The organism is Marinobacter mobilis (assembly GCF_900106945.1).
Lineage (GTDB): Bacteria > Pseudomonadota > Gammaproteobacteria > Pseudomonadales > Oleiphilaceae > Marinobacter > Marinobacter mobilis.
On record NZ_FNNE01000003.1, the window covers coordinates 235,328 to 260,003 of the forward strand.

General features: G+C 47.5%; 17 protein-coding genes. 14 read left to right on the forward strand and 3 right to left on the reverse strand.

What is annotated here, in order from left to right; translation table 11 throughout:
- Positions 1-27 precede the first annotated feature (27 nt).
- From BLV11_RS05980 to BLV11_RS06015, 8 genes are read left to right on the forward strand one after another with little or no spacing between them, the layout of a single operon-like run.
- Complete coding sequence (locus BLV11_RS05980; RefSeq protein ID WP_091812057.1) at positions 28-960, forward strand: XrtA system polysaccharide deacetylase; 933 nt, start codon at positions 28-30, stop codon at positions 958-960.
- Positions 961-994: 34 nt separating this feature from the next.
- A complete protein-coding gene (locus tag BLV11_RS05985; RefSeq protein WP_091812058.1) occupies positions 995-2,152 on the forward strand; it encodes a glycosyltransferase family 2 protein in 1,158 nt (385 codons plus the stop codon).
- A gap of 4 nt (positions 2,153-2,156) precedes the next feature.
- Positions 2,157-3,281, forward strand: coding sequence for a glycosyltransferase (locus BLV11_RS05990; protein WP_091812059.1), 1,125 nt, complete (start codon positions 2,157-2,159; stop codon positions 3,279-3,281).
- Positions 3,278-4,378 (forward strand): glycosyltransferase family 4 protein, encoded by a 1,101-nt coding sequence (locus tag BLV11_RS05995; RefSeq protein ID WP_091812060.1) that lies wholly within the window; start codon positions 3,278-3,280, stop codon positions 4,376-4,378. The genes BLV11_RS05990 and BLV11_RS05995 overlap by 4 nt, the downstream gene beginning before the upstream one ends.
- Positions 4,375-5,712, forward strand: a complete 1,338-nt coding sequence (locus tag BLV11_RS06000; protein ID WP_139173211.1) for a phenylacetate--CoA ligase family protein — start codon at positions 4,375-4,377, stop codon at positions 5,710-5,712. Before BLV11_RS05995 ends, BLV11_RS06000 begins: the two co-directional genes overlap by 4 nt.
- Complete coding sequence (locus BLV11_RS06005) at positions 5,700-6,602, forward strand: glycosyltransferase family 2 protein (RefSeq protein ID WP_091812062.1); 903 nt, start codon at positions 5,700-5,702, stop codon at positions 6,600-6,602. Before BLV11_RS06000 ends, BLV11_RS06005 begins: the two co-directional genes overlap by 13 nt.
- A gap of 3 nt (positions 6,603-6,605) precedes the next feature.
- A complete protein-coding gene (locus BLV11_RS06010) occupies positions 6,606-7,577 on the forward strand; it encodes a polysaccharide deacetylase family protein (protein ID WP_091812063.1) in 972 nt (323 codons plus the stop codon).
- 46 nt (positions 7,578-7,623) lie between these two features.
- Entirely contained in the window at positions 7,624-8,583 is a 960-nt protein-coding gene (locus tag BLV11_RS06015; RefSeq protein WP_091812064.1) for a glycosyltransferase, read from the forward strand.
- 718 nt (positions 8,584-9,301) lie between these two features.
- Here the strand turns inward: BLV11_RS06015 and BLV11_RS18205 are convergent.
- Entirely contained in the window at positions 9,302-10,369 is a 1,068-nt protein-coding gene (locus BLV11_RS18205; protein WP_139173212.1) for a hypothetical protein, read from the reverse strand.
- 351 nt (positions 10,370-10,720) lie between these two features.
- Here BLV11_RS18205 and BLV11_RS06025 point away from each other — a divergent pair, with 351 nt between their 5' ends.
- Genes BLV11_RS06025 through BLV11_RS06050 form a run of 6 tightly spaced genes read left to right on the forward strand, consistent with a single transcriptional unit; the run spans position 10,721 to position 18,079 of the window.
- Positions 10,721-12,046 carry an O-antigen ligase family protein gene (locus BLV11_RS06025; RefSeq protein WP_091812066.1) on the forward strand — a complete coding sequence of 442 codons (1,326 nt, stop codon included), beginning with the start codon at positions 10,721-10,723 and terminating at the stop codon, positions 12,044-12,046.
- A gap of 29 nt (positions 12,047-12,075) precedes the next feature.
- Positions 12,076-13,200, forward strand: a complete 1,125-nt coding sequence (locus BLV11_RS06030) for a glycosyltransferase family 4 protein (RefSeq protein ID WP_175528293.1) — start codon at positions 12,076-12,078, stop codon at positions 13,198-13,200.
- Positions 13,201-13,258: 58 nt separating this feature from the next.
- Complete coding sequence (locus tag BLV11_RS06035; protein WP_091812068.1) at positions 13,259-14,224, forward strand: glycosyltransferase family 2 protein; 966 nt, start codon at positions 13,259-13,261, stop codon at positions 14,222-14,224.
- A gap of 35 nt (positions 14,225-14,259) precedes the next feature.
- The gene (gene asnB / locus BLV11_RS06040; protein WP_091812069.1) at positions 14,260-16,083 is read left to right on the forward strand and encodes an asparagine synthase (glutamine-hydrolyzing); all 1,824 of its coding nucleotides are present in this window, start codon (positions 14,260-14,262) and stop codon (positions 16,081-16,083) included.
- Between the two features lie 44 nt (positions 16,084-16,127).
- On the forward strand, positions 16,128-17,087 hold the full coding sequence (locus BLV11_RS06045; RefSeq protein ID WP_091812070.1) for a glycosyltransferase family 2 protein: 960 nt from the start codon (positions 16,128-16,130) through the stop codon (positions 17,085-17,087).
- A 41-nt stretch (positions 17,088-17,128) separates the two neighbouring features.
- Positions 17,129-18,079 (forward strand): glycosyltransferase family 2 protein, encoded by a 951-nt coding sequence (locus BLV11_RS06050; protein ID WP_091812071.1) that lies wholly within the window; start codon positions 17,129-17,131, stop codon positions 18,077-18,079.
- Between the two features lie 17 nt (positions 18,080-18,096).
- On the opposite strand, the gene BLV11_RS06055 is transcribed toward BLV11_RS06050, so the two are convergent.
- Positions 18,097-19,626 (reverse strand): lipopolysaccharide biosynthesis protein, encoded by a 1,530-nt coding sequence (locus BLV11_RS06055; RefSeq protein ID WP_091812072.1) that lies wholly within the window; start codon positions 19,624-19,626, stop codon positions 18,097-18,099.
- 145 nt (positions 19,627-19,771) lie between these two features.
- Complete coding sequence (locus BLV11_RS06060; RefSeq protein WP_091812073.1) at positions 19,772-24,307, reverse strand: Kelch repeat-containing protein; 4,536 nt, start codon at positions 24,305-24,307, stop codon at positions 19,772-19,774.
- Positions 24,308-24,676: the final 369 nt, after the last annotated feature.

Genomic DNA, 24,676 nt, shown 5'->3' on the forward strand with positions numbered 1-24,676 from the left:
GATTATTGATTCAAGGCCAGGGAAGCCATGACAAAAATTGCAAATGCTTTAACCATTGATGTAGAGGACTACTTCCAGGTCGCTGCGCTTGCCGAGGCGGTCGACCGTGACGACTGGACGTCCATGGAATACAGGGTTGAAGCGAATACCGACCGACTTCTGGCGATGTTCGCCGAACGTGATATCAAAGCGACGTTTTTTACGTTGGGTTGGGTTGCTGAGCGTTCGCGGGCGCTTGTCAGGCGGGTACGTCAGGCTGGTCATGAAATTGCCAGCCACGGGTACAGCCATCAGCTGATCTATACCCAAACCCCCGAGGTCTTCCGTGAGGAAACCCGCCGCTCCAAGCATCTTCTCGAAGACATTATCGGTGAACCGGTGGCGGGGTATCGTGCGGCGAGTTATTCGATCACCGCACAGTCTCGCTGGGCCTTGGATATTCTCGCTGAAGAGGGCTTTACCTGGGACTCGTCGATTTTTCCGGTTCATCACGATCGGTACGGCATGCCGGGTAGCCCCCGTTGGCCCCACCGTCTCAAGACCGATAATGGTCATGAACTCGCCGAGTTTCCCTTAACAACACTTAAGTTGCCGGGCTATACCCTGCCCATTGCTGGCGGTGGCTACTTTCGTTTGTTCCCATACTGGTTCAGTCAGTGGGGCTTGGGGCAGATTAATCGCCAGGGCCAGCCGTTTGTGTTTTACCTGCACCCTTGGGAGGTTGACCCGGGCCAGCCGCGTCTGGACGTAAAGTGGTTTTCCCGTTTCCGCCACTACAACAACCTTGATGTGTGCCAGGACCGCTTGCAACGGCTGATTGATCACTTCCGCTTCACCACAATGAGTGACGTGTTGATCCAGCAAGGCGTGCTCGATCCAGGGCAGGCCGGTAACGGAGCCTTGCCGGCAGGACATACATCCACGGAATTTTCGGCTGCGCACCAGTTTGATGGTGCCTGAATCGTCAGTCTTCAGGTCACGGAAGAAATAGACCATGCTCATGGCTTTGTTTTGGCTATCGTTGTTCGCGTTGATATACATCTATATCGGCTATCCCATCCTGGTACGTTTTCTTGCCGGATACCTGCAATCCCCGATCAAGCAGGACGACAGTTTCGAGCCCTCCGTCAGCATCCTGATTGCGGCCTTTAACGAGGCAAAGGACATCCGGGCGACGTTGGAAAACAAGCTTGCTCTGGACTACCCGGCTGACAAATTTGAAATACTCGTAGTATCCGATGAGTCTGATGATGGTACCGACGACATCGTCCTCGAACTGGCGAGTAACGCCTCAGTTGCGATCAAGCTCCACCGTCAGGTTCCCCGTCAAGGCAAGACGGCGGGGCTTAACCAGCTCGTGCCGATGGCGAGTGGAAACATCATCCTGTTTTCAGACGCTAATTCTGAGTGGGAGCCTCAGGCACTGCGCCGGCTTGTGCGTAATTTTGCCGACCCCCAGGTAGGCTACGTGACCGGCAAAATGATCTATGTGAATGAGGATGGCTCTCTGGTCGGTGACGGCTGCAGTGCCTATATGAAGTATGAAAACTGGTTACGTGAGCAGGAGACCAGGGTTGGTTCAGTTGTCGGGGTAGACGGCGGTATTGATGCGATGCGGACCTCGCTTTATCAAACACTCAGGGCAGACCAGTTGCCGGACTTCGTACAACCGCTCAAGGTGGTGGAGCAGGGCTATCGGGTTGTGTACGAGCCGGAAGCCCTGTTAAGGGAGCATGCCCTTGCAGACGGAACCAGTGAATTCAGCATGCGCGTCCGGGTCAGTTTGCGAGCTTTATGGGCGCTGAAAGACATGGCTCACCTTATGAATCCGGGCAAGTACGGTTTCTTCGGGTTCCAGCTGGTTTCTCACAAACTGCTGCGCTACCTCGCTTTTATCCCGTTACTGTTATTGACTCTGTCGGCCTTGTTCCTGGCAGGTAAGGGGGGCTTTTTTGCCCTGTCAGCCATAGGTTTGGTTATGTTCTACGGCCTGTCCTGGGCGGGCCGAATGAGTGATCAATCAGGGCGTGATATGCCGGTATTCTATTCCATTCCCTACTACTTCATGTTGCTGAACATGGCCTCGCTTAAGGCCGCGCTGGCTTTCCTCAGGGGAGAGAAGAAGGTTACGTGGACTCCCAGGAAAGGCTAGGCCGATGAAAGTTCTTCACCTTATCGACAGCGGCGGTCTTTATGGCGCTGAAAAGATGTTGCTGGCGCTGGTCCAGCAGCAGCTCAAACAAGGGTTGTCGCCGCTGATTCTAAGCGCTGGTGAGCCCGGCATAGATGAGAAACCACTGGAAGCGGAGGCCCGCCGGCTCGGTGTTCCGCTGACTCCCTGGCGGATGCGTCCCGGCTTTAACCTCAGTGGTGCCAGGGAAATTTGGCGATGGGCTCGGGATAACGGGTTTGAACTGCTTCACTCCCATGGATACAAGTTTAATGTACTGATGGGATTGTGGCCCCGAACACTAAGAGGGCTGCCGCTGATCACCACATTGCATGGCTATGTCAAAGCTCCCAGATACACCAAGGCCTGGCTCTATGAATGGATCGACCGGATGATCCTGCCACAAATGCAGCAAGTCATCGTGGTGTCCGAAACCATGAAGCAGCAGATACCGCAGGTTCTCGCCCGGTCCGGCAAACTCTCTGTGATCGTCAACGGTCTGAACATGGAGCGGGTCATTGCGCATAGCCAAAACCCAGTTGATGAATCGTTGGAGGCATTTTTCGCAGCGCATAACCCGATGGTCTTGGGGGTTGGCCGATTATCGAGAGAAAAAGGATTTGATCGGCTCGTTCGTGCCTTTCCTGGAATATTGAAGGCATGGCCATCAGCCGGCTTACTCATCGTCGGCGAGGGCGGTCAGCGCCAAACCCTGGAAGAACTGATTCACACGTTGGGTCTGGAAGGCCGCGTTTTACTACCGGGGTATGTGAACAATGTCGCGGCGTCTATGGCAAAGGCAGGGGTCTTGTGCATGCCATCCCATACCGAAGGTCTTCCCATCACCTTGCTTGAGGCGATGAGCGTGGGCATTCCCATTGTGGCGGCTTCGGTTGGGGAGATTCCAGACGTTCTGGGGCATGGACGTGGTGGAACCGTACTCGATGATCTGTCGGAGCCGTCATTGTCGAACGCCTTGTTGGCGGCCATGGAGGGGCATGCGGTTGGCACAGAGGTCATTGCCTGGGCCAAGGACCAGGTGGCGGATCGCTATTCCGACAATGCCATGGCCGACAACTATCTCCGGGTCTACCAGAAGGTGGTGTCGTGAAGCTGGCGATCATCATGGATCAGTACAACAACCCCTTTGCAGGTACCGAAAGCCAAGTAATGAAGCTCGTCGAAGGGCTCAAGGCCCGAGGCTGGGACATTCGTTTCGCGGTATTTCGTGAAACCGCCTATACGCGTAGTGGACAGTTTCCAGTCCCCGTCGACCACCTGGGGGTGGGCAGTCTCTCCAGCCCGGGTAGCTGGATTAAGGTCTATCGCTATGCGCGCAGGCTGAAAGCCGAGGGTATCCGCCTGGCACATGTTTTTTTCAACGACACCTCCGTGATCTGCCCCCCCGTCATGCGAATGGCCGGGCTGCGAACTATCATTTCAAGAAGAGACATGGGGTTTTGGTACAACGGACTTTACCTACGGGCGCTGGGTTACACCGGGCGATTCGTCACTGCGGCGGTGTGCAACAGCCAGGCGGTTGCAGAAATAACAGGGCGGATGGAAGGCCTTCCGCAAGAGAAGCTGCATGTCATCTATAACGGGTATCCGGACACGGAGCAAGATTATCTGGCCGGAAGCACCAGAGACGATTCCGGCCCTCTGGTTATTGGGCTGGTAGCGAACCTGCGTCCTATCAAGCGTATTGATGACTTGATAAGAGCATGCGGCCGCCTCCATCAGTGTGGCTACAACCTGGAGTTAAGAATCGCGGGGGGAGGAACTCAAGACCGATACCGTGCATTGGCCGAGCAGCTTGGCATCGGGCATCAGGTGACATTCCTCGGTAGCGTGAGTAATCCAGAAGACCACATAAGAGAATTTGACGTTGCGGTTCTTTGCTCTGAAACGGAAGGCTTCTCCAACGCCATTATTGAGTACATGAGGGCAGGAAAGCCTGTGGTGTGCACCCGTACCGGCGGTAATCCGGAAATCGTGACGGACGGCACCAACGGCTATTTGGTACCCGTAGGCGATGTGGATGCTCTCGCAGAGGCGATACGTTCACTGATCGATAATCCTGAGTTAAGGAAGGCGATGGGAAAGGCAGCATTAGACGCTATGGCGGGCAAATACTCGATGGACAACATGGTTCAGCAACATGTCTCACTGTACGGCCGTTTTGCGGTACGAGAGGCCCGGCCATGATGAAGGTTCTGTCGAAGCACCTGTTTTATCCGCTATGGGATGCGAAAGATAAAAGCGAGCGCCTGCGGGAGTGGAAGCGACTGGAACAGCAGCAGTGGTGGTCCCGGGAGAAACTGGAAGCCTACCAGAAAGAGCGGCTGGCTGACCTCGTTCGTTATGCTGCCGAAAAGAGCCCCTATTACCGAGAGTTACTTAACAATCTCGATGCCGGGGCCAATGACCCAGACCTGAGAGCGTTTGAACGGATACCGGTAACCACGAAGTACGACATTCGAAACAACCTCGATCAGTTTATCAGCGACGATTACCGCAAAGATGAGCTGGTGCAGGCAAAGACCGGGGGCTCGACCGGCGTTTCCCTGCAACTGTTCTTTGATGAGCGTTGCCAGGAGTTCCGGAATGCCGCCCAGTTGCTGGCGGATCGTTGGGCTGGATGGGATCTGGGCGTGAAAAAGGCATCAGTCTGGGGGAATCCACCGGTACCTGTGGGGCTCAAACAAACGCTTCGCCTTCACCTGCTGGACCGGACCATCTACCTCGACACCATGGACCTGAACCCTGACTCCATGGGGGCTTTTGTTCAGCGCTGGCGGAAGGAAAAACCGGGTGCCGTATTCGGTCATGCCCATTCAATCTATATCTTCGCGAAGTACCTGACGGAAGAGGGTATTACCGACCTGCGACCCAAAGGCATCGTTGCGACGTCCATGATGCTGCTGGAGCACGAGCGTAACGTCATCGAACAGGCCTTTGACTGCAAGGTGACCAATCGCTACGGCTGCGAAGAGGTTGGCTTGATTGCCTGCGAATGTGAAGAGCATCAGGGGATGCACCTGAATCTTCCCCACGTATATGTCGAATTTCTTGATGGGGATAATCAGCCGGTGAAACCCGGTGAGCCAGGAAAGATCGTAGTAACCGACCTGAACAACCGGGCAATGCCACTGATCCGATACCGGGTGGAAGACGTGGGCGTCTATTCTGACCGCCAATGTGGCTGCGGCCGCGGTTTACCCATTCTCGAACGCCTGGAAGGCCGGGTTGCCGACTTCCTTAAACTGCCGGATGGGGGGCAGGTGGCCGGCATTTCACTGGTCGAACGGACCCTGACCAAGGTACCCGGAGTGGAGCAGATGCAGCTGGTGCAGGAAACCTTGTCTGAACTGCAGATCAACAGGGTAAAGGGGCAGGAGTATGATGAACAAACGGATGCCAACCTGATTGCAGCGTTGCGGGAAGTGTTTGATGAACAGGTTGAGCTGATTATCAACGACGTGCCCTCCATTCCCCAGGAAGCCTCTGGAAAATACCGGTTTTCAATATGCAAGGTCTAACTAACACACCCGAACCCCAGGTTAGCGTCGTCATCGCGACCTACAACATGGGGCAGTACCTGCCAGATGCCGTATCGTCGGTACTGGCACAGAACTGGGCAAACCTCGAGGTCATCGTGGTCGACGATGGCTCAACGGACGACACCTCAGAGCGAATGCAGGTCTTTGAAGACGACAGTCGGGTGAGATATATCCCGACAGAAAACCGGGGCCAGCCGAAAGCGAAGAACCGCGGGCTAACCGAAGCGAAAGGTGACTTTATCGCCTTCTGCGATGCAGATGATCTCTGGGACCCGGACAAACTCAAGGTCCAGATGCCCCATTTTGAAGACCCGAAAGTAGGGGTGGTTTACAGCGAAGTATCCTATATAGATCAGGACGGCAACCGCATAGCCAAGCCCCAGCCCTACGACAGGCACAGTGGCAGTGTGACCAACCACCTGGTGATCAAGAACTTCGTACCCTTCGGAACCGCAGTCATACGGCGCAAGTGCCTGGAGCAGAACGGAGGCTTTGACGAGCAGCTTCCTATGGGGATCGACTGGGATCTGTGGCTACGTTACTCCGTCGACTGGCACTTCACCTACGCACCAGACATCACCTACATCTACCGAATCTGGCCAGGGCAGATGTCGAAGAACTACCGGGGGCGGTATGACAATGCGTTTCGGATACTGAACAAGTTTATTAACCAGCACCCAGGTGTGATCTCTGAAAAGCTTAAATCCAGGGCTTGGGCTGATATGTATGTGAGTCGAGGGATGGCGGTAGCTGGAGGGGATAAAGCATTCGTTGAACCTTTGAAGGACATTATATTGGGGTTACGTTTGGATGTTTTCTACTGGCCAGCTTGGCGGGCTTTGGCAAAGCTAGTGCTGAGAAGAGTTTAAAAAATGGCTATTAACCAATGGATATATCGAGTTAGCAAGCCTCTTGGAGGGCTAAGTTTAGCTAAATTCCTTACTAGGAAACACCCAAAGATTTTGATGTACCATCGTATTGGCAACGAATTGGGGCGGATTAATGTAGATGAATTCCGTACGCAGCTAAAAATAATAAAAAAATACTTTAATCCGATAGCCTTGAACGACTTGGTAGAAATTAGTCGTTATGGAAATATCCCAGATAATTGCGTCGTAATAACATTTGACGATGGCTATTATGACTTTGGGGAATTGGCATTTCCCTTATTAAAAGAAGAATGTGTCCCTGCAACCCTTTTTTTGACAACCGGTTTCGTTGATGGAAATGTTTGGCTGTGGCCGGATAAATTAAAGTATGTATTGAATAACACTGATTTAAAAAATGTTGAAATAGAAGGGTTTGATTTTGACCTAGTTTCTAAATTTGATAACCACGAAGCTTGGAACCTAATCGCTGATTATTGTCTAACCTTACCAGATTATAAAAAAACATTATTAATTGAATCATTGTTTCATAAACTTGAGGTGGTGCTCCCCGATTCAATTCCAAAATCGCAATCTGCTGTTAACTGGGAGAAAGTGAACGAGTTTATAAGCAATGGAATTGAAATCGGTAGTCATTCAGTAACGCACCCCGTTTTGAAAAACGTTGATGAAAAACAACTAACTTATGAAGTTGTTAACTCTAAAAGTAGAATATTTGATATGACTGGCTATGAGGTTCAAGGTTTTTGCTACCCTAACGGAATGCCTGAGGATTTTGATGAGCGGGTTGAGTATGCCGTTAGAGCAGCAGGCTACCAATATGCCATTTCTGCGTACCCTGGAATAAATCCGTTAAATAATCGTTGGGCTATCAATAGATATCCAGCGCAATCAAATTTAGAAAATTTCGAGAAAAATTTGTACGGATTCACTAGACTAAATATGAAAAATAAATAAATCACGTGAATAGTAAAATAACATTTAACTCTCAAGAGAGAATGAAATGAAAAAAAAAGCCATATGGATTGGCTGGGAAAGGCATAGAAGAAGTCAAAGCTTGTCTAAAGAGCTTGCGATTCCTATTCATGAAGTCATTTTCCCAGGGCGAAGTATAAAAAGGTATATTAGATCTTCGTTTAAAACGTTAGAAATAATTAAGTCAAATAAACCAGATGTTATATTTTTTCAAAACCCATCTATTGCCTTGGCGTTGCTGTTAGTATTAACTAAGTACTACCATAAAGCTAAACTGGTGATGGATGCGCATAATGCTGGAGTTTATCCGCTTGAAGGGAGATTTAAATTACTCCAGGCCTTAGCAAGATGGTTGATTAGGGGCGTTGATTTAACGATCGTTACAAATTCACACTTGGCTGAAATTGTGAAGGAAGTTGGGGGTGAGTTTTTTGTCTTATCAGACCCGATACCAAAAATATCATGTGCTGATAGAAAATGCTCTTATCCTAAAGAATACATACTTTTTATTTGTACTTGGGCAGAAGATGAACCTTATATTGAGGTATTGGAGGCGATAAGATCGCTTTCAAAGCTAGATATAGATCTAAGAGTAACAGGTAAAGCTCCGGATTCGATAGTTCATAGATTTAAAGACAGAAATATAATTCTTGAAGGTTTCGTTAGCGAGAAAAATTATGAGGCTTTGCTTTGTAACGCAAAGCTGGTTATCGATCTGACAACCAGAAGCAATTGCTTGGTTTGCGGCGCTTATGAGGCTGCGGCTGTAGGGCGTCCAGCAATATTATCTGATGACAAAACCACAAGGGAAGTATTTTCTAATGGTTTTGTTTTCACCAAAAATAATGAGCATGATATAGCTAGGGTTATCGAAGAATCGATTAATTTAGTGCCAGATTTGGAGGATAAAATAAATGATTTCAGAGACGATTATTCTTCAAGACTAAATTCAGATCTTACAAAGCTGAAGAATCATGTTGGAATTTAATGGCTATATTCTCAATAGTAATTAAATTTAAATTTTTCTTTCTAATCGTTATTGGTAATAAATTCAATATGTGCTAGGATTTTTGAGGTTTTATTATTCAAGGATGATTGAAATGGTAAAGTTTTCGTTTTTATTGATTGCTCTTTTAAGTATATCTACTAATGTTTATTCAAGTCTAATAAAGTATGAATTTGTGAGTGAGTACACTAACATAGAAAGTGGTGAAATTTATCACGGTGAAATGAGTGCTGTTTTTGACCTTCGGAAATATGAATTATTAAGTCTAGGTATTTCGTTTAATAACATGACTTTTCACTAAAAAGTGTCTTACCAATACCCGTATCAAAAAATCATGTTGGACGGGAGAATCGCTATGAAGTATTTGCCTTACTTGATAGTGTAGAGATGTTATCGAGTTTTGAGCCAAATTTAACTGGCATCTTTAATTTTTCAGAATGGAAAATATATAGTGATTACCCAAATGATGACGTTTTGTTGAAATTAGGAGACGATGGATTGTCAGTAATAAGCTTTTTCCAGAAGGAGGGGGACCGGTTCGGCGTTACATCATCTATTACAAGGAAAATTATTGTTGATGTTGATGAGCCAGAATCTTTGTACCTATTTTCTATATTTTTAGCCTTAATTTTCTTTAGATATATTCATGATATGAAGAAGGCTTCTTGAACCAGAAGCCTTCTTCATATAATTTTTTCCGCTATTGAACACCTACTGAAGGTGGTGGGTTTGGCGGTGAAGGGCAGTCTGATTGACAAATTCTTATTCCATTAGAATTTGCTCGACCTTGAGCATCTACCACATACACATACAAGTTTGATGGAGAGTAAGACCCTGGGTCGAAGTAGGCGACTATTCTATTATCTTGCCATTCGCTTGGTACCTGAATTAATCTTTGCTTTGCCTCTAGGAAACTGGCCGCTTCTGAAACATATACTCGATGAAATGAATCATCGATATAAATATTATCGAAATATATATATAGGTACTTATCCGACGGTGTTTGATCAGTTATTTGATCAAAGACCAACTGGTCGTATGGTTCGGAATAACTTGATGTTCTCATTCTGAATGGCTGGTCATGGGCAGGGGAACCGTCTCTGATTAAATCAAAGCGACCATTTTTCACGCCAATATCACCTGATTGATAAACTATCTCTTCTTGGGACCATGTATTTTGAACTTGAGGTAGCCGGCTTCCAGTCCAAACGGCACCTCCATCAGCGGTATATTCAGGATAAACCCGACCTGAACTATTACCCTCCTTACCTTGATAGCCAATATAAATATTGTTTTTTGTATCAGCCCATAATCTATTGGTCTTTAGATTGAAACCATTGCTACCCCAGGTACTTGAGTCCGAGATAGAAAAATTATAGCGCCTGTGAAAATAGACATATAACTGATTAGAATTAAAGTCTATTTCTGGGATTGGTAACGCACGATAGTCCTGGGAAACCCGCCAGCGCATGGAATTACCGACACCAGTTGGAGTAGTCTCTGAGGTGGTTATTCCATTCGCAGTGACTAGCGACGATAGATGAGAGTACTTCGTATTTTGGCTTAAATTGTTGTTTTCAAAGTCGAAATAGTATAAAGGGGCGGCGTGATTCTTGCTGGTAAAACCTGACCCGAATATAATCATCTCAGAATTTTCTGATAGTGTTATCGAATCAATTACCGGATCCGCTAAGCCGATATTCGGAACCCCGATGATCGCAGTGATAGCTACTGCTGTAGTGATCGAACTGTGTCTGATGAGTTTCATTGCTGTTTTAACCCTTTACGGCAAAAGTAGTTAATTCATTAGTCTCCAGCACTAACTGTCAGTTTCTCACCTTAATCGACTAATGACAATAGTCTAAATAATTGAGCTAAATACGTTTTAGTTACAAAAAATGTAATTTATACTACTGCATGGTAGGGGCTGCTTAACGCACTTAGTTTGGATGGGCTTAATTTTATGCAAATTCTACCAGTTTTATTGGGTTTTAATATCAAAATGTACTATACGTTAATGTTTTAGTTGGTGGTTTTATTGCTAGATTTTAAGGGTTATGATTGGCTGATGAATTAACGATTTTGGTTATTTGTAGTTATTTTCCTGGGATCATAAGGCATGCCTGAAAATATCAATAAAGTTGCGTTTAATTTGTTTATTTTATACCTTGTGAGTTTCTTTTTACATCTTCCGGCGAGAATCCCATTTTTAGGTATCATCAGGTTTGATATGGTTTTGGTAGCCGCAATATGTTTCTATATTTTTGGCGGCGGACCATCTATGCGACCTAAAATGGACATAGCGTCACGCTACCTGTTATCCATATTCGTTTTTTCAATTATTTCACTACCATTAGTTGAATGGCCTGGCTCAGTAATTGGTGGTGGGCTGGTGTTGTTTATAAAAGGAGCAATATTTTATTTTTTTGCTGTTAATCTGATCACCACCGAACGTAGACTGAAAATTACCATTTTCTGGTTTGTTATTTTAAATTTGATAAGAGTAATTGAACCCCTGATCCTAAATCTTGCTACCGGGTATTTAGGTTCTCGTACTCACCTTGGCGGAGGTGAATTTGCAGGCCGTCTTTCCGGTGCCCCTTCAGATACCATAAACCCCAATGGGCTGGCATTTGTTATCGCTACGATTATTCCATTTCTGCATTATGTTTTTTTTCCAATAAATAAAAAAACTAAAGTAATATATTTTTTGTTATTGCCTGTTCTTGCATATGTAATGATGCTTACGCTTTCGCGATCTGGCGTACTTGCATTAGCTATAATTTCGTTTGGAATTTTTTTGAAGAGTAATCGAAAGTTTTTATTATTGGTTGTTGGTGTAACCGGTGTATTCATGATGTTTTTATCTATGAATGATATTCAGAAGGATAGATATCTTTCATTAGTCAGCTCAGATACAAGGCAGTCAGGCTCTGCAGAGGGAAGAATTGAAGGATGGGTTCGTGATTTTGAAGTTGCGATGAATAGGCCAATTATTGGGCACGGGCTGGGTAACTCGCGTGAGGCAAATTGGAACGTAGCTGGCAAGGATCAAATTTCCCACATACTTTGGGCTGAAATTTGGCAAGAAATTGGGTTAATTGGCTTGGTTATTTTTATACTTTATTTGAAGGTAATGATAACTAATTTTATTAAGGCGGGCGAATTGGTTAAAAACAATTTTCCCGTTGATAGTTTTTTATATCGGGTTATTCAGGCCATGCAAGTCTGGCTTTTAATGAATCTGCTTTTTAGTCTCGCAAGTTACGGGCTTAAAAGCTATGAGTGGTATTTTTTTGGCGGGCTATCAGTGGCAGTTCTTTCAATTGTTGAGAACAAAATAGCTAACGACAACGCAAATAAAGGTCCGGGTGCTGTGCAACCTGTTAGAAGTGCCCGATACCAACTTGCAGAGAAAATTAACAGAAAACGCCGTGTTACTTAAATAAATGCTTGGATGAAATGGAGTTTCAAGTGCAAATATTAATGACAGCATTGCAACCTGGTGGTGGAATACGAACTTTTTTCCGATACATTTACGGACAGCCCGCGTTTGATGGATTCACTTTCACTTTGTTAGCTCCTGACAGTGGATTGGAAGAATATATATCCAGTTATCTTCCGCCTGGTCGGATTAGGCTTGTCAAAGCGAAAGAAGGGCATCTAGATTTTATTATTCAAGCGAGAACATTGATTAAGAATGGTGGGTTCGATTTAATTCATTCTCACGGGTTCTCTGCAGGCTTGCTTACAGAAATCGCAAAAACTGGTATAAAAATTCCTCATATCATGACGGCACATGATGTTTTTCGTCCGGAACAATTCATTGGATGGAAGCAGCTCGTTAAAAAGAGGGTCATGTCATATATTTTCACTCGAATGACTGCAATACATACAGTGACAAATGATGCCCGGCTTAATTTTTTATCTTATTTCCCTAGCGTAGACGAGGCCAAAGTTAAAGGTATTTTACATGGCGTTGATTCTGAGTACTTCAAAAACGGAGCTAAACGAAATATAAAGGAAGAACTTGGGCTTAGCGAGGATACTTTATTATTGGGTTTTTTTGGCCGCTTTATGGGGCAAAAGGGGTTTCGCATTCTCGTAGATGCTGTTAAGAAAATTAAGAACCATGACTCGATCAACCCTATGCCTCATATAGTTACGTTTGGCTGGGGTGGCTACATCCGTGAAGATTATTCTTATTTAAACTCTTTAGGGCTTGGTGATTATTTTCATCAACTAGAACAGACAGATGACATGCCTTCGGCGCTTAAGGGCGTTGATCTTGTGGTGATGCCTTCGCGATGGGAAGCGTGCGGGTTGTTGGCAATGGAGGCTTTATCAGCCGGAGTGCCAATTGTCGGCACTGACTGCATTGGTCTTCGTGAAGTTCTTGAAAAATCACCTGCCACTATGGCTTTGACTGGTAGCAGTGATTCGTTAGCCGAAGCCATTGTCGATGAACTCAAGCAAATTAATCAAAGAAAGAAGCAGTTTCTTGAATATCAAAATGAAGCTGTCGACTTTTTTAATATTAAGCGACCTTCAGAAGAGTTGTCCGATTTATATGATATTGTCAAGTTGTCCGGATTATAAAATCATTTGTAATGATTGCTGTATTAAATAATAGGCATATAAATTTCCGGTGTTATTTATGTCAAGATTTAGTATTGTTGTTCCTATTTACAATTGTGAATCAAAAATAGCCGAAACAATCGATTCGATAATATCTGAAATGAGTGATTGCGATGAACTTTTATTGATAGATGACTGTTCTAGTGACTCAACACCAAACGTTGTCCAGAATTATTTGGGAAATAATATTAAATATTTTTGTTTGGATGAAAATAGCGGTGGACCATCAGCCCCAAGAAACTATGGCATTGAGAAAGCTATAGGGGAATATGTAGTCCTGTTTGATTCTGATGATATTATGATGCCAGGGAAGTTGAATCTCACTGAACAAGCTTTCAATAGATTCCCAATAGCAAATTTGGTATTCACTAACTTTAATACCATTGATGAGTCTGGTGAAATGATAGAGTCAAATTTCCTGGTTAAATATGATTTCATTAAAAATATTTGTTATAAATCTGATGATAAGTTTATCTATATTGATACACCAACAAACCTTCGACAACTGGCAAAGGCAAATTATATCGGAACATCAGGTGTAGCGATCAGAAGAAAATTGTTTGATGTAATTTCACCCTTCGATTCTTTGCTAAAAAATGGTGATGATTACGATATGTGGTTACGTATTTCCAGAATATCTCCATTTGTTTTTGTTGATGAGATATTACATAGTTATCGAATTACTGGTAGTGGTATTTCGAATAAAGGATCACTTAAGCTATCTCCTGCTAGAATTGAAGTTTTAAAAAGGCAGCTCATTAATCCGCTAGATCGTGAGTTTTGTAATGATATAAATTATTGGATTTACAGAAACTATATATCTATGTCTAAGAGTTATATAGATGGCCAAGAATTGTATTTAGCAAGGCGATGTGCACTTAATGCTATGCGTTCAAAAGTTTCGTGGGAACCTTTAAAAATAATAGCATTAAGCTTTTTGGGGAATTCGCTAATATCTGCCATTCGAAATATTAGAAAGTCTTAAAATAATCGCTGTCTAAAATTACAGGAGTTATTTGGATGTGTGGTATTGCAGGGATAGTTAATTTTAATAATGGTAGTTATAAAGAAAATCTAGAAAAAATGAAAGATTCTATTTCTCATCGAGGGCCTGATGGTTATGGAATTGAAGAGTTAACTGGCGCGAATCTTGTACACACTCGACTCAGTATTGTCGATCTAGAGGGTGGAAAACAGCCAATGTATTCCACTGATGGTCGGTTTTGTATAACTTTTAACGGCGAGATATATGGGTTTAAGGAGCTTGCTAAAGAAACGGGTTATAATTTTTCAACTTGTTCCGATACTGAAGTAATTCTCGCCATGTATATTAAATATGGTAAGAGTATGATGTCCAAATTATCAGGGATGTTTTCTTTTGCTATATGGGATAATCTTAGTAAATCATTGTTTTGTGCCAGAGACCGGTTTGGCGAAAAGCCTTTTTACTATGCTTTTGGGAGGAGTGGTGAATTTGTTTTCGCGTCTGAGCCTAAATCTATTATTGCATCTGGATTGATATCTAACGAACTTGATGAAAATTCAATTTGTCATTACTTAAAAAAACTCTATGTTCATCCTTCTACTTCAATATACAAAAAAATATCAGTCTTAAGGCCTGGATTCTTTCTGGAAGTGAATAAAGATGGAGTCAATGAGACTAGGTATTGGAGCTTTCCAGATACTCGTAAAGATTCAGTAACACTAGATCAGGCTGTTGAAACAGTATCTTTTCTATTAAAGTCTTCGGTAGAGAAACAGCTCATAGCTGATGTTCCAATAGGAGCATTCTTAAGTGGTGGAGTTGATTCCAGTTCCGTTGTATCCGTTGCTTCTTCAATTAAACCTGATCTTATGACAATGTCATATAGGTTTAAAAGTGGATTTGACGAAGGTGAATATGCCAAAACAATAGCAGAAATATATGGTACAAATCATATAGAGCTATATGAAGAGCCTTTTGACTTGTTGGAAATTCTTAAAAACCTTTCGTTTGTTTACGATGAGCCATTTGCAGACTCGTCAAGTGTACCAACCTATCAAATATGTAAAGAGGCTAGTAAACATTGTAAGGTGGCTCTAACAGGTGATGGTGCTGATGAGTTATTCGGTGGATATACGTGGAAGTATAGGCCGTTGGTTTACCAGGCGATATTTGGTAATTCAAATTATTTTCGCACACTTGCGCTTTATATTGTCAGTGGTATTTTAAAATCTTTTTCGAAAAAAGCATTAAATATCCATAGGTATTATGCGTTAAAAAATGTTGTTCTTGAAAGAGATGTAAATTCTTCTGTTGACGATTTGTACTGGTTTTTTTCAGATAAAGAAATTAGCAAATTAGGTGTTAAAAAAACATCAGATAATTTAGAACGTTGGTTTGATGGTAGTGGTAGGTTGTTAGATTTTAATGACGCGTTAAAAGTAGATTTATCAGACTATATGGTAGGAGATATTCTGGTTAAAACTGATCGAGCATCTATGGCCAACGGTCTTGAGCTCAGGTCTCCATTTCTTGATAAAGAGTTGGCTGAGTATGTAATATCTCTACCTGGCCGACTTAAATTAGACAAAAAATCCGACAAAATCATACTAAGAACGGCTTTTGCTAAACAATGGCCAGATAGAATTAAATATCGCTCTAAACAAGGTTTTGGTTCACCCATTGAGGGTTGGCTCACTTCGCCTTCTTTAGATGATGCGAAGGATTTTTATTTTTCCAAAGATAGCAGGATTTCTAAGTTTCTTAATCCGGATCAGGTTCAAGCCTATAAAAACTCCAATGATTCAAAAACTTGGGCGCTGTTAATTTTTTCTATGTGGTGTGAACGTTGGGCTGTTTAGGTTAGTGAAACTTTAATGATGTCTAAAATTTTCAGGAATTTTCCGTGAAATTGTCAGTTGTTATTCCGGCGTATAATTGTGCAGGCTTGATAGGGCAAACCTTAGACTCTGTATTATCAGATTCTACCGTAAGCAAGGAAGTGATCGTTGTCGATGATGGCTCGACCGATAACCTATCTCACACTTTGTCTCCTTACCTGGAAAGCAACCGGATCAGGTACTTTAGGCAGGATAATTCAGGAGGTCCGGCCTCTCCACGCAATAGAGGGTTATCCGAAGCCTCAGGAGAGTTTGTACTGTTTCTTGATGCTGATGATGTTGTTGTCTCCTCCCAACTATTACCTACTTTGGAGCAGATGGAGGCAAATCCGGAAGCAACAATGGCGTGCGGAAATTTCGATGTAACGGATTCTGAACTAAATGTCAGGATAGGGCGTAACATCGATCGTTATAGGGATTTGCAAGAAGTGCTCAACAACGAACTTACTAGGGGGGCTTGGATTTTATCGTCATTTGATGCGGTTCGCACCTTATTACAATCCAATTATGTGGGTACATCTAGCGTTATTGCTCGCCGAGAAGCGTTGATCCGGGCTGGAAGTTTTGACGAGTCAATGAAAAATCTCGACGACCGCGATATGTGGATTCGCCTGGCTCAACTTGGCCCCATAATCTACCGCAGCGAAGTGTTTTATCTTTACCGTGATGTGCCGGGTAGCGTATCTAAACAACGCGAGGTTGAGCAGTTCCGTGAACGTGTGAGGGTTGCCGAAAAGGTCCTGTCGAGTTCGCCTGATCGGGAAATCAGGCGTGAAGCCAAGAAATGGCGCGCGAGAAGCTTGCTCAAAATTGGCTATATTTTGTTTCATGAGCAGGGCGACCGGCTTCAGGCCCGGACGGCCTTCGCTCGTTCATTCACCAGTTGGCCAACCCTTCCTGCCTTTAAGGGTGTGATCAAGTCACTACTGCCTGAACGGTTGTATCAGCGGTTGGCGAAACCTTAATAGAGAAAAATAGGGCGGTTGGTGCCCTGAGACCCGGATATATGGATATTTCTGTTGTACTGGCGACGTATGATCGCGATGACATACTCGCAAAGACGCTCAGTAGTTTTAGCAAACTGGATGTTGCTGAATGCGAGTGGCAGCTTTTTGTGGTTGATAACGCCTGCAGGCGGGAAACCGAAGCCCTGGTCAGCGGCTATTGTGAATCGCTACCGGTGAAGTACCTCCAGCAGAAGTCACCCGGCAAGAACAACGCTCTCCTGACCGCTATGCCGCTGGTTGAGGGTGAGCTGGTGGTCTTTACCGATGATGATGTGGTTGCCGACTCCCAGTGGCTATTGGAGTTATGGCAAGCCAGTCAACGCCTCATGGATTACGACCTGTTTGGGGGTAGAATCCTGCCGTTGTTTCCTGAGGGGATGGGGCCTGAGCCAGGGGTTGACCTCAGTCAGGGGTTTACCCGGGCTGCCTATGTGATTGCGGATTGGGATCTTCCGGAAGGAGAGATTCGGCCAGGCCGGATTTGGGGGCCCAATATGGCCGTCCGCAAGCGGGTGTTCGAATCCGGAATTACGTTTGACCCTAAGATCGGTCCATCTCAGAGCCAAGCCTACACCATGGGAAGCGAGACGGATTTTCTCCTGCGAGCGGCAGGAGCCGGATTCAAGAGTGCGTATGTTCCGAAGGCCTTGGTCCACCACCAGATCAGACCCAACCAGTTGTCGATTGATTGGCTTAAGGGTCGGGCACTGCGGCAGGGTAAAGGGAAAGCCGCTTTATTCCGGGAGTTTGACCATTACAAACATCTGTTTGGGGTGCCCCGATTCCTCTACAGGAAACTGATCACCCTGAAGTTGCGCTCGCTTTACTATCGGCTTACTGGGGATAAGTCCCGCTATTACCATAATGCAGTCGAGTTAGGCATGTACCAGGGAATTCATGAGTTTTATCGTGGCCTAAGCACGACGAAAAGCTCGCCCAAGGCATCCTGACTCTGGTCATGGTGAAGTCAGGCCTGTTTTTTTCCGCGCACTCCCAGGCCCTTGAGTAACAACTGGCGTTCTTCCCCGGTCAACAGGATGAGCAACACAAACGCTCCGTAGACAACACCGATCAACGCTATAAAACCAAGTAGCGCCAGGAGTGTCATTGCTGAAGGCGCTACCGTGGCCAGTAGCAAATGGCAGAGGTAACCGAACACCAGTATCGGAATTACAAGGGGCAGTAAGGTCTTGTAGAGGAGCGCAACACTTAACCGGGTGTTCCGTTGAACAATGAATGGGACGATGAGTGTTCTGGTGATGGTAAAAGGCAGCCCGATGGCAAGGGCGGCCGCCAGTAGCGGGTTATCCAGTACCTGCATGAATACGGGAATGAGTGCGAGGGATGTAATGGCCTCGGCTCCAGAAACGTATGCCTGGTAGCGGTGCTTGGCCATGGCAAAAAGTACGTTGGTGAATGGGTTGGTTATGAAGACCAACAGCTTGGCAGCCAACAGTACAATGAACACAATGGCGGCATCGGCTGCACTGAACGAATCGCCCATCCAGATTCTGATCACGTCGCGCCCAAACAATACCGCACCAATCAGGACGATACCGGAAACCAGCGTATTGAGCCTGAGGAAGAGCTTTACCTTCCGTTCAAGTTCCTGATCGTCCTCTCTCGCAATGGCTTCGGTATACAGGGGTAGGGTGAAGCCAAACGCCTTGTAGAGAAGTTGGTTGGAATATTCGACGAGACGCACACCCACGTAATAGACCGTCAGCAGGGCGGGGGATGTAAAGGCAGCCACCATCCAAACGTCGCCTCGCTCTTTCAGCAGCCGTGTCAGGTCGATCACAAAGCTCCAACTGCTGAATCCGAAAATCTCTTTGAAGGTTGGCCGGTCAACCGTTTTTAGCCTTACTCTAAGTTTTGGTTCCAAGTAGTAGGCGATATAGCGGAACACGAGGTTAGATAATAATGAAACTGTAAACTGAACTAGAGCAACCGCAATCAGCTTGTAGCCTGCGTATAGTAGATAGGCTGTGAGTGCGGCGCCGAGTATCCTGAAAATGATTTGTGAGTATGACATCAGGTCCTGGCGAAGGTGGTATCCCGCTATGCCGGCATAACTCTTGAACGGGAATTCCACCGCGACATTCATACCGACAATGATGATAAGTATCTGTACCAGGCGAGTATTGTCCGGGTTTTCGACGATGTAGCCGGAAAAAAAGGCAATGATGACACTGGCAGCGAACACAATCAGGGCAAGGCAGGAGTAGATGGCAAAGGCCGTAGAAACCACCCTTGTAGCTTGTTCCCGGTCATCCCGCGAGAGCGAGAAGGAGATAAATCGGGTAACGGAAGACGCCATACCAATATCGAACAGGTACAGCGAGCCGATAATACTGCCAATGACAATCCATATTCCGTAGAGATCTTCGCCGAGTAGCCGGATCATCAGGGGCATCATGATGAGGCCGGCAACGATCGAAACGATGGTTTCCAGAGTCCGGGCGAAAGAACTGGCGAGGAAACGCTTCGCGCGCATTTGAACTGTCCTTGATCAATTGGTTGCCGCGGCAGTATATCGTAGTTTTTCAGGCAATGATCTGAGGCAGGTAAGGTTTACGATTGGCTATAAAGAGGGCTGGCGTCCCTGCCAGCCCTTCAATCATCTGGAAAGCGTTAGCTTCCTAGAACCTGAGCGCTTCATGAATGGTGCTGTATGAGGTCCCGGACTGAACGCCGCCTCCGACACTGTGGACTATGTCGTTAATGGTCGCTGTTGCAGCGCCATGCCTTGGGGTCGGGGCTGAGGTGAGGCTTCTCCAGCTGTTGGTATCCGGGTCATACTCTTCGTTCTGTTCAAATACGCCGGAGACGTTGCTCGGGTTGTGCTCACCACCGGTGATCTGGGCTTTCCCGTTCGCTGTTCCAACAGACATAGCCCGTCGTCCGGTTGGCATTGGGGTCTGGCTTACCCAACTACCGTTACTGGCGTTGTACTTCTCAACCGTGGCCAGTGCCGGTTCCGGGGCTGTTCCGTCTGCATTGCGGGTTCGGCCTCCGAACACATAGAACTCTCCGTTCAGAACGGCAGACCCTGGGTTATCCCTGCGTGTCTGCATGGGCGGCAGGTTCAGCCACAGGCCGGTGCTGGGGTTAAACGCTTCGACGGTTGCCAAAGATGAGCCACTGCTATTCATGCCGCCGGCTACAATGATCTGGCCGTTGACGGACTGCGCCGTTGCCCCGCCTCGGGCGGTGGGCATGCCGGCCAGTGACTGCCAGTTTCCTGTTGACGGGTTGTAAACGGCAGCGTTGTTGACGGCGCCTGAGAATGGCCCGGTGGAACCGCCAAACACATAGAGCAAGCCATTGTGGGCGACCACCGCTGGGTTTTCGACGCCGACACCGGGTAGGTTAGCGCCCTGGCTCCAGCTGTCGCTGAGGGCGTCATAAATCCACAGGGTGGACAAGTGACCAGATGCATTTTTGCCACCGACGACATACATCTTGTTGCCGATTGCGGCTGCGCTGGCATCAAGGAGGTTAGTGGGTGAGGGGGCGAGCGTCTGCCAGCAGCCAAGGCTTACTGGTTGCAGAGACGTGAGCTTGCTGCCGCCAAACTGCCCCACAAACAGGACGCCGGAGGGGTTGCCTGCTAATGGCAGCGGATCGTTGAATCCGGTGATCAGTGGCTCTCCTTCAATCACTCCATCGCCGTTTGCATTGAGCTGGATCCGGAAGATATCGTCGCCGATGGAATAGTTGGTCACCAGCAACTGCCCGTTGAGGAAATCACCAACGCAGCCTTCGGCACCCTTATATTCAATAATCGCGTTGGATGAGGTGTGGTCTCCAATGACATAGATCGGTGGCTCCCAGTTCGGTAGCGGCGCTACGTTCTGGTAGGAGCCGTCCTTGAATACACACTCGTCGCGGTAGGGGTTCGGGTGACCGTAATACTTGTCTTGCTCGATCAACAACAGGAGATCGGGTTGTGGTCCCGGATTGTGGCCCCCGTTCTTATAACTGGCCGTGTTACCAAAGCCGGTACAGACTGGCTCGGGCTTCGGTGGATAGGTTCCTGTGACCCCCAGGCCATTGTCAGTGGCGTACATGCGTCCGTTGCTATGGAACACAAAGTCATAGCTGTTCCGTAAGCCGGTTGCATAGGTGACAACGTCGCACGGCGCAGGACCATAGATATCAATGGGGTTGGCGCAGGTTCCATCGAATAAGGGGGCAAACACGTCGGCAACCAGTATTGCCGCACTCAGGGGTTGCTCCGCCCGTTCACCAAATTCTGATCCGGACTGATTGGGAGCCCCGGCACCGGTGTTACCGCCAATCGCGATATACAGCAGGTTATCTGGACCGAAATGGATCGAGTTGATGGAGTGGTTGGCGATTGCCCGTGGCAGACCGGTAATGACGTGCTCAACCGTTGCGAAATTACTTCCGCCCAAGCGAGTCACCATGCCGGAGTTTGCTTCTCCATTGTCCACGGATGGGCTGGAGTGAGCGACCCAAAGTTCGACATTGGTGGGCGTCGAATCAGGAGACGTGGTGATACCAAGTGTGAGCCTTGGTCCAACAGCGTTTACCAGGGATTCAATGACCTGGTCGTTGATCAGGTTCATGTTGGCGTCGAACGTCAGCGCATGGATGGTGCCGAACAACTCGGTCACATACAGACGGTTGTCAGGACCCCAAACCATGGAGGTCGGGAAGCTGAAGTCGTAATCCTTGCGTACAAACTCAACGGCTGTATCCGGCGCAAGGGGGCCACCACCGGCTTCGAGGGTGAACTCGTCAAACAGGTAGGTAAGCGGGGTGGAACCGTTCCTGTGGGTCGCCAATATGCCTGTAAAACTCCGGGTGCCGATCTCCGGATCAATGCCAGCGGCATCAAAACTGAAGAACTCATCGGGAGGCGATACCGTTCCGGCCTGTTGGGTTGTGCCGCCCTCGATCTTGTAGGCCAGATCAACGTTCCGTTCATAGGGGTTTACAGACATGGACAGGGTAATATCCAGCCCGGACAAGGATCCGGCTGAGATCACCTTTTCAGTTGCGGTGACGCCGCCGAGCTCCATGAGATAGTGAATGCGAAGTCCCTGCGGTGTCGACATCACCACAAGTTTGACGTAGTTGTCTTCGTTGTTTCCAAACCAGAGGCCTGCCTGCTCATAATTGCCGCTACCCGGTGGAATGTTAAGGACTTCAGTGCTGATGTGCGTCACCTGGTTGGGGGCAGCAAAGCCTACCGCAAGGGCATTATCCTGCGTGTTTACGCTCTTGTACTGGATGCCGGCAGTGGTGGTGAGCTGGAGTACGCCCTGGAAGAAGTTCATCTCCAGATTATCCGGAATATAGCCCGTACCGTTGCTGGGCTTATCGATCCAGGTAAAGCCGGTACCCCATCCGTTCCTGTCCGGGTAATGGCCCTGTCCCTCGGTAAACGTCAATTGGTAGGGCAGGCTTACCCGGACATCACCACAGGGGATCGGCGCGCATTTGTCATTGCTCGACAGCACCATGGTGACGGGAACTTCCACGGCCGTATTGGTCGGCGATGAAATTGTGATAACACCACTGTAGTTTCCCGTGGTCAGTCCGGAGCTGTCCGCGGAGATGGTTATCCCCTGGGGCGTGGAGCCGCTGGTGGGGGATGCGTTGAGCCACGGCGCATTTGTGCTGACGGTAAAATCATGGGTTTCGTTGGCCGAATGGCTGACGTTGAGTGTCTGGCTGGCTATGGGTGAATCTGGTTGCCCTTCAAAGTTCATTGATGTGGGAGTTGTGAGTAATCCCTGCGCACCATCGGTGATGGTCAGGGTAAAGGTCAGGTTACCCTGGGAATAGCCATTCGCAGTGGCGCTCAGTGCCCCGGTGTAAACTCCGGCGGGCAGACCCGCAGGATTGGCCGTCACGGTGACAGTGGCGGGGGTCGTGCCTGAATCCGCACTGCCACTGAGCCAGGCCGCGTTCGAGGCCAGGCTGAAGCTGGCATTTGAACTGTCACTTGCGGTGAGGTCTACCGTCTGCACCACGGGTTCCGGATTATCGACGTGCCTGGAGCCCGACAGAGAGCCTTGGCTGAAGGTCAGCAAGGGCCCTTGGTTTGTTACTGAGAAAAAGTCGGTAATTTCATGAGTGCCGGCATCGCTGGTGGCGATGACGGCGGTAACGGTATGGTCACCGTCCGGGAGTAGCGTGGAATCATAGGGGACAGCCGTGTCGTTGGCCTGGGTGCCAGCCATATCATAGGGAGCAAGGTTTTCGGTCTGGTCGGGGGAGCCTGCTTTATTCGGATTGTCGATGTAGAACTGAACCCGTGTCATGTTGGCCTGGGCCGGCACGAAGACATAGATCTGGCCCGCAACCGTTGAGCCCTGTAACGTCGTTGCCGCGCTCCGGTCGGGGTTGGTGCTGACCATCAGGGCGAAGTCGCTGGGCTGATCGGCAACTACCGTTAGGGATACTGACAGGCTTGCACTGGAAACACCGTCTCCGGTCGCTTCTACGGTGCCGGTATAATTGCCGGGAGCCAGCCCGGCAGGGTTGACGGTCACGGTTACATCCAGCGGCACCGACCCTGAGGTAGGCGATACCGACAACCAGTTGGCGTCATCCGACAGAAATATAGTCGAAGCGGTGTTCTCACTAGCCTGCAGAGTGACTGTCTTGTTTTGAGATGCAGGGTCGCTTTCAGAGGTCGTGAAGGAGAGCGACGAAGGGGAAAACGAAAGTGCCGGTATAGCGTTATTGATTGTAAAGGCGGCTGAGAGCAACTGGGTCGTCGTATCGATATAGGTGATCTCAGCATACACGGTGTGTTGTCCGTCACTGACAGACCCGGTATTGAAGGGGTAGGCCGTATCGTCGGGGGCTGTTCCGCTGAAATCATAGGGACCGAGGTTCTCGGTTTGTCGGGCGGTCGCTGGTGGCGGATTGTCCAGATAGAATCGAACTCGCTGTACATTGGTGGGTGAGCCAATGAATATGTAGGCATTTCCGGTAAGTTCTGACCCTGAAAGTGCTGATGGAGCACTTCGGTTCGGAGAACCGCTGACCAGCAGACTGGGGGCGGCAAGGGCCAGTCCTGACAGTAGGAGCAGGCAGGTGACAAGTAGTGTTTTTACCAGTCGATGTACGGTGATCAGGTGGAAACTGCCGAGCTGCTGAAATCCTGTTTTATTCTTCTGCTGAATGGAGCGCATTGGATTAACACCTCCCGCCGAATAGAATCGATCCCAATCGGTAATGGAGGCAGCTTTGGTGCCAGTGCTGTATTTCGCGCCTAAATACAGTCCATTATGCTGATCAATTATTGCACTATCATTACAGGTGTGTAAGTTTTTTCGACGGTGTGCAAGGCTAAAAGGGAAGTGCCTTTATCGTGAGTCTTTTCCAATCTAAAGCGTGGCAAGACGCCTGGTGGAACGTATGGGGGAATACCCCTGGTTTCCAGCGAATCAGTGAAGGGAAAGCGGGATCATCGGGGGTGTATCTCGACTGCTACCGCCTTTTCCGCTGTCTTCCCGTTCGCTGTTTTCAGTTTGTCGGGACCAATTACCGGCGATTATCAA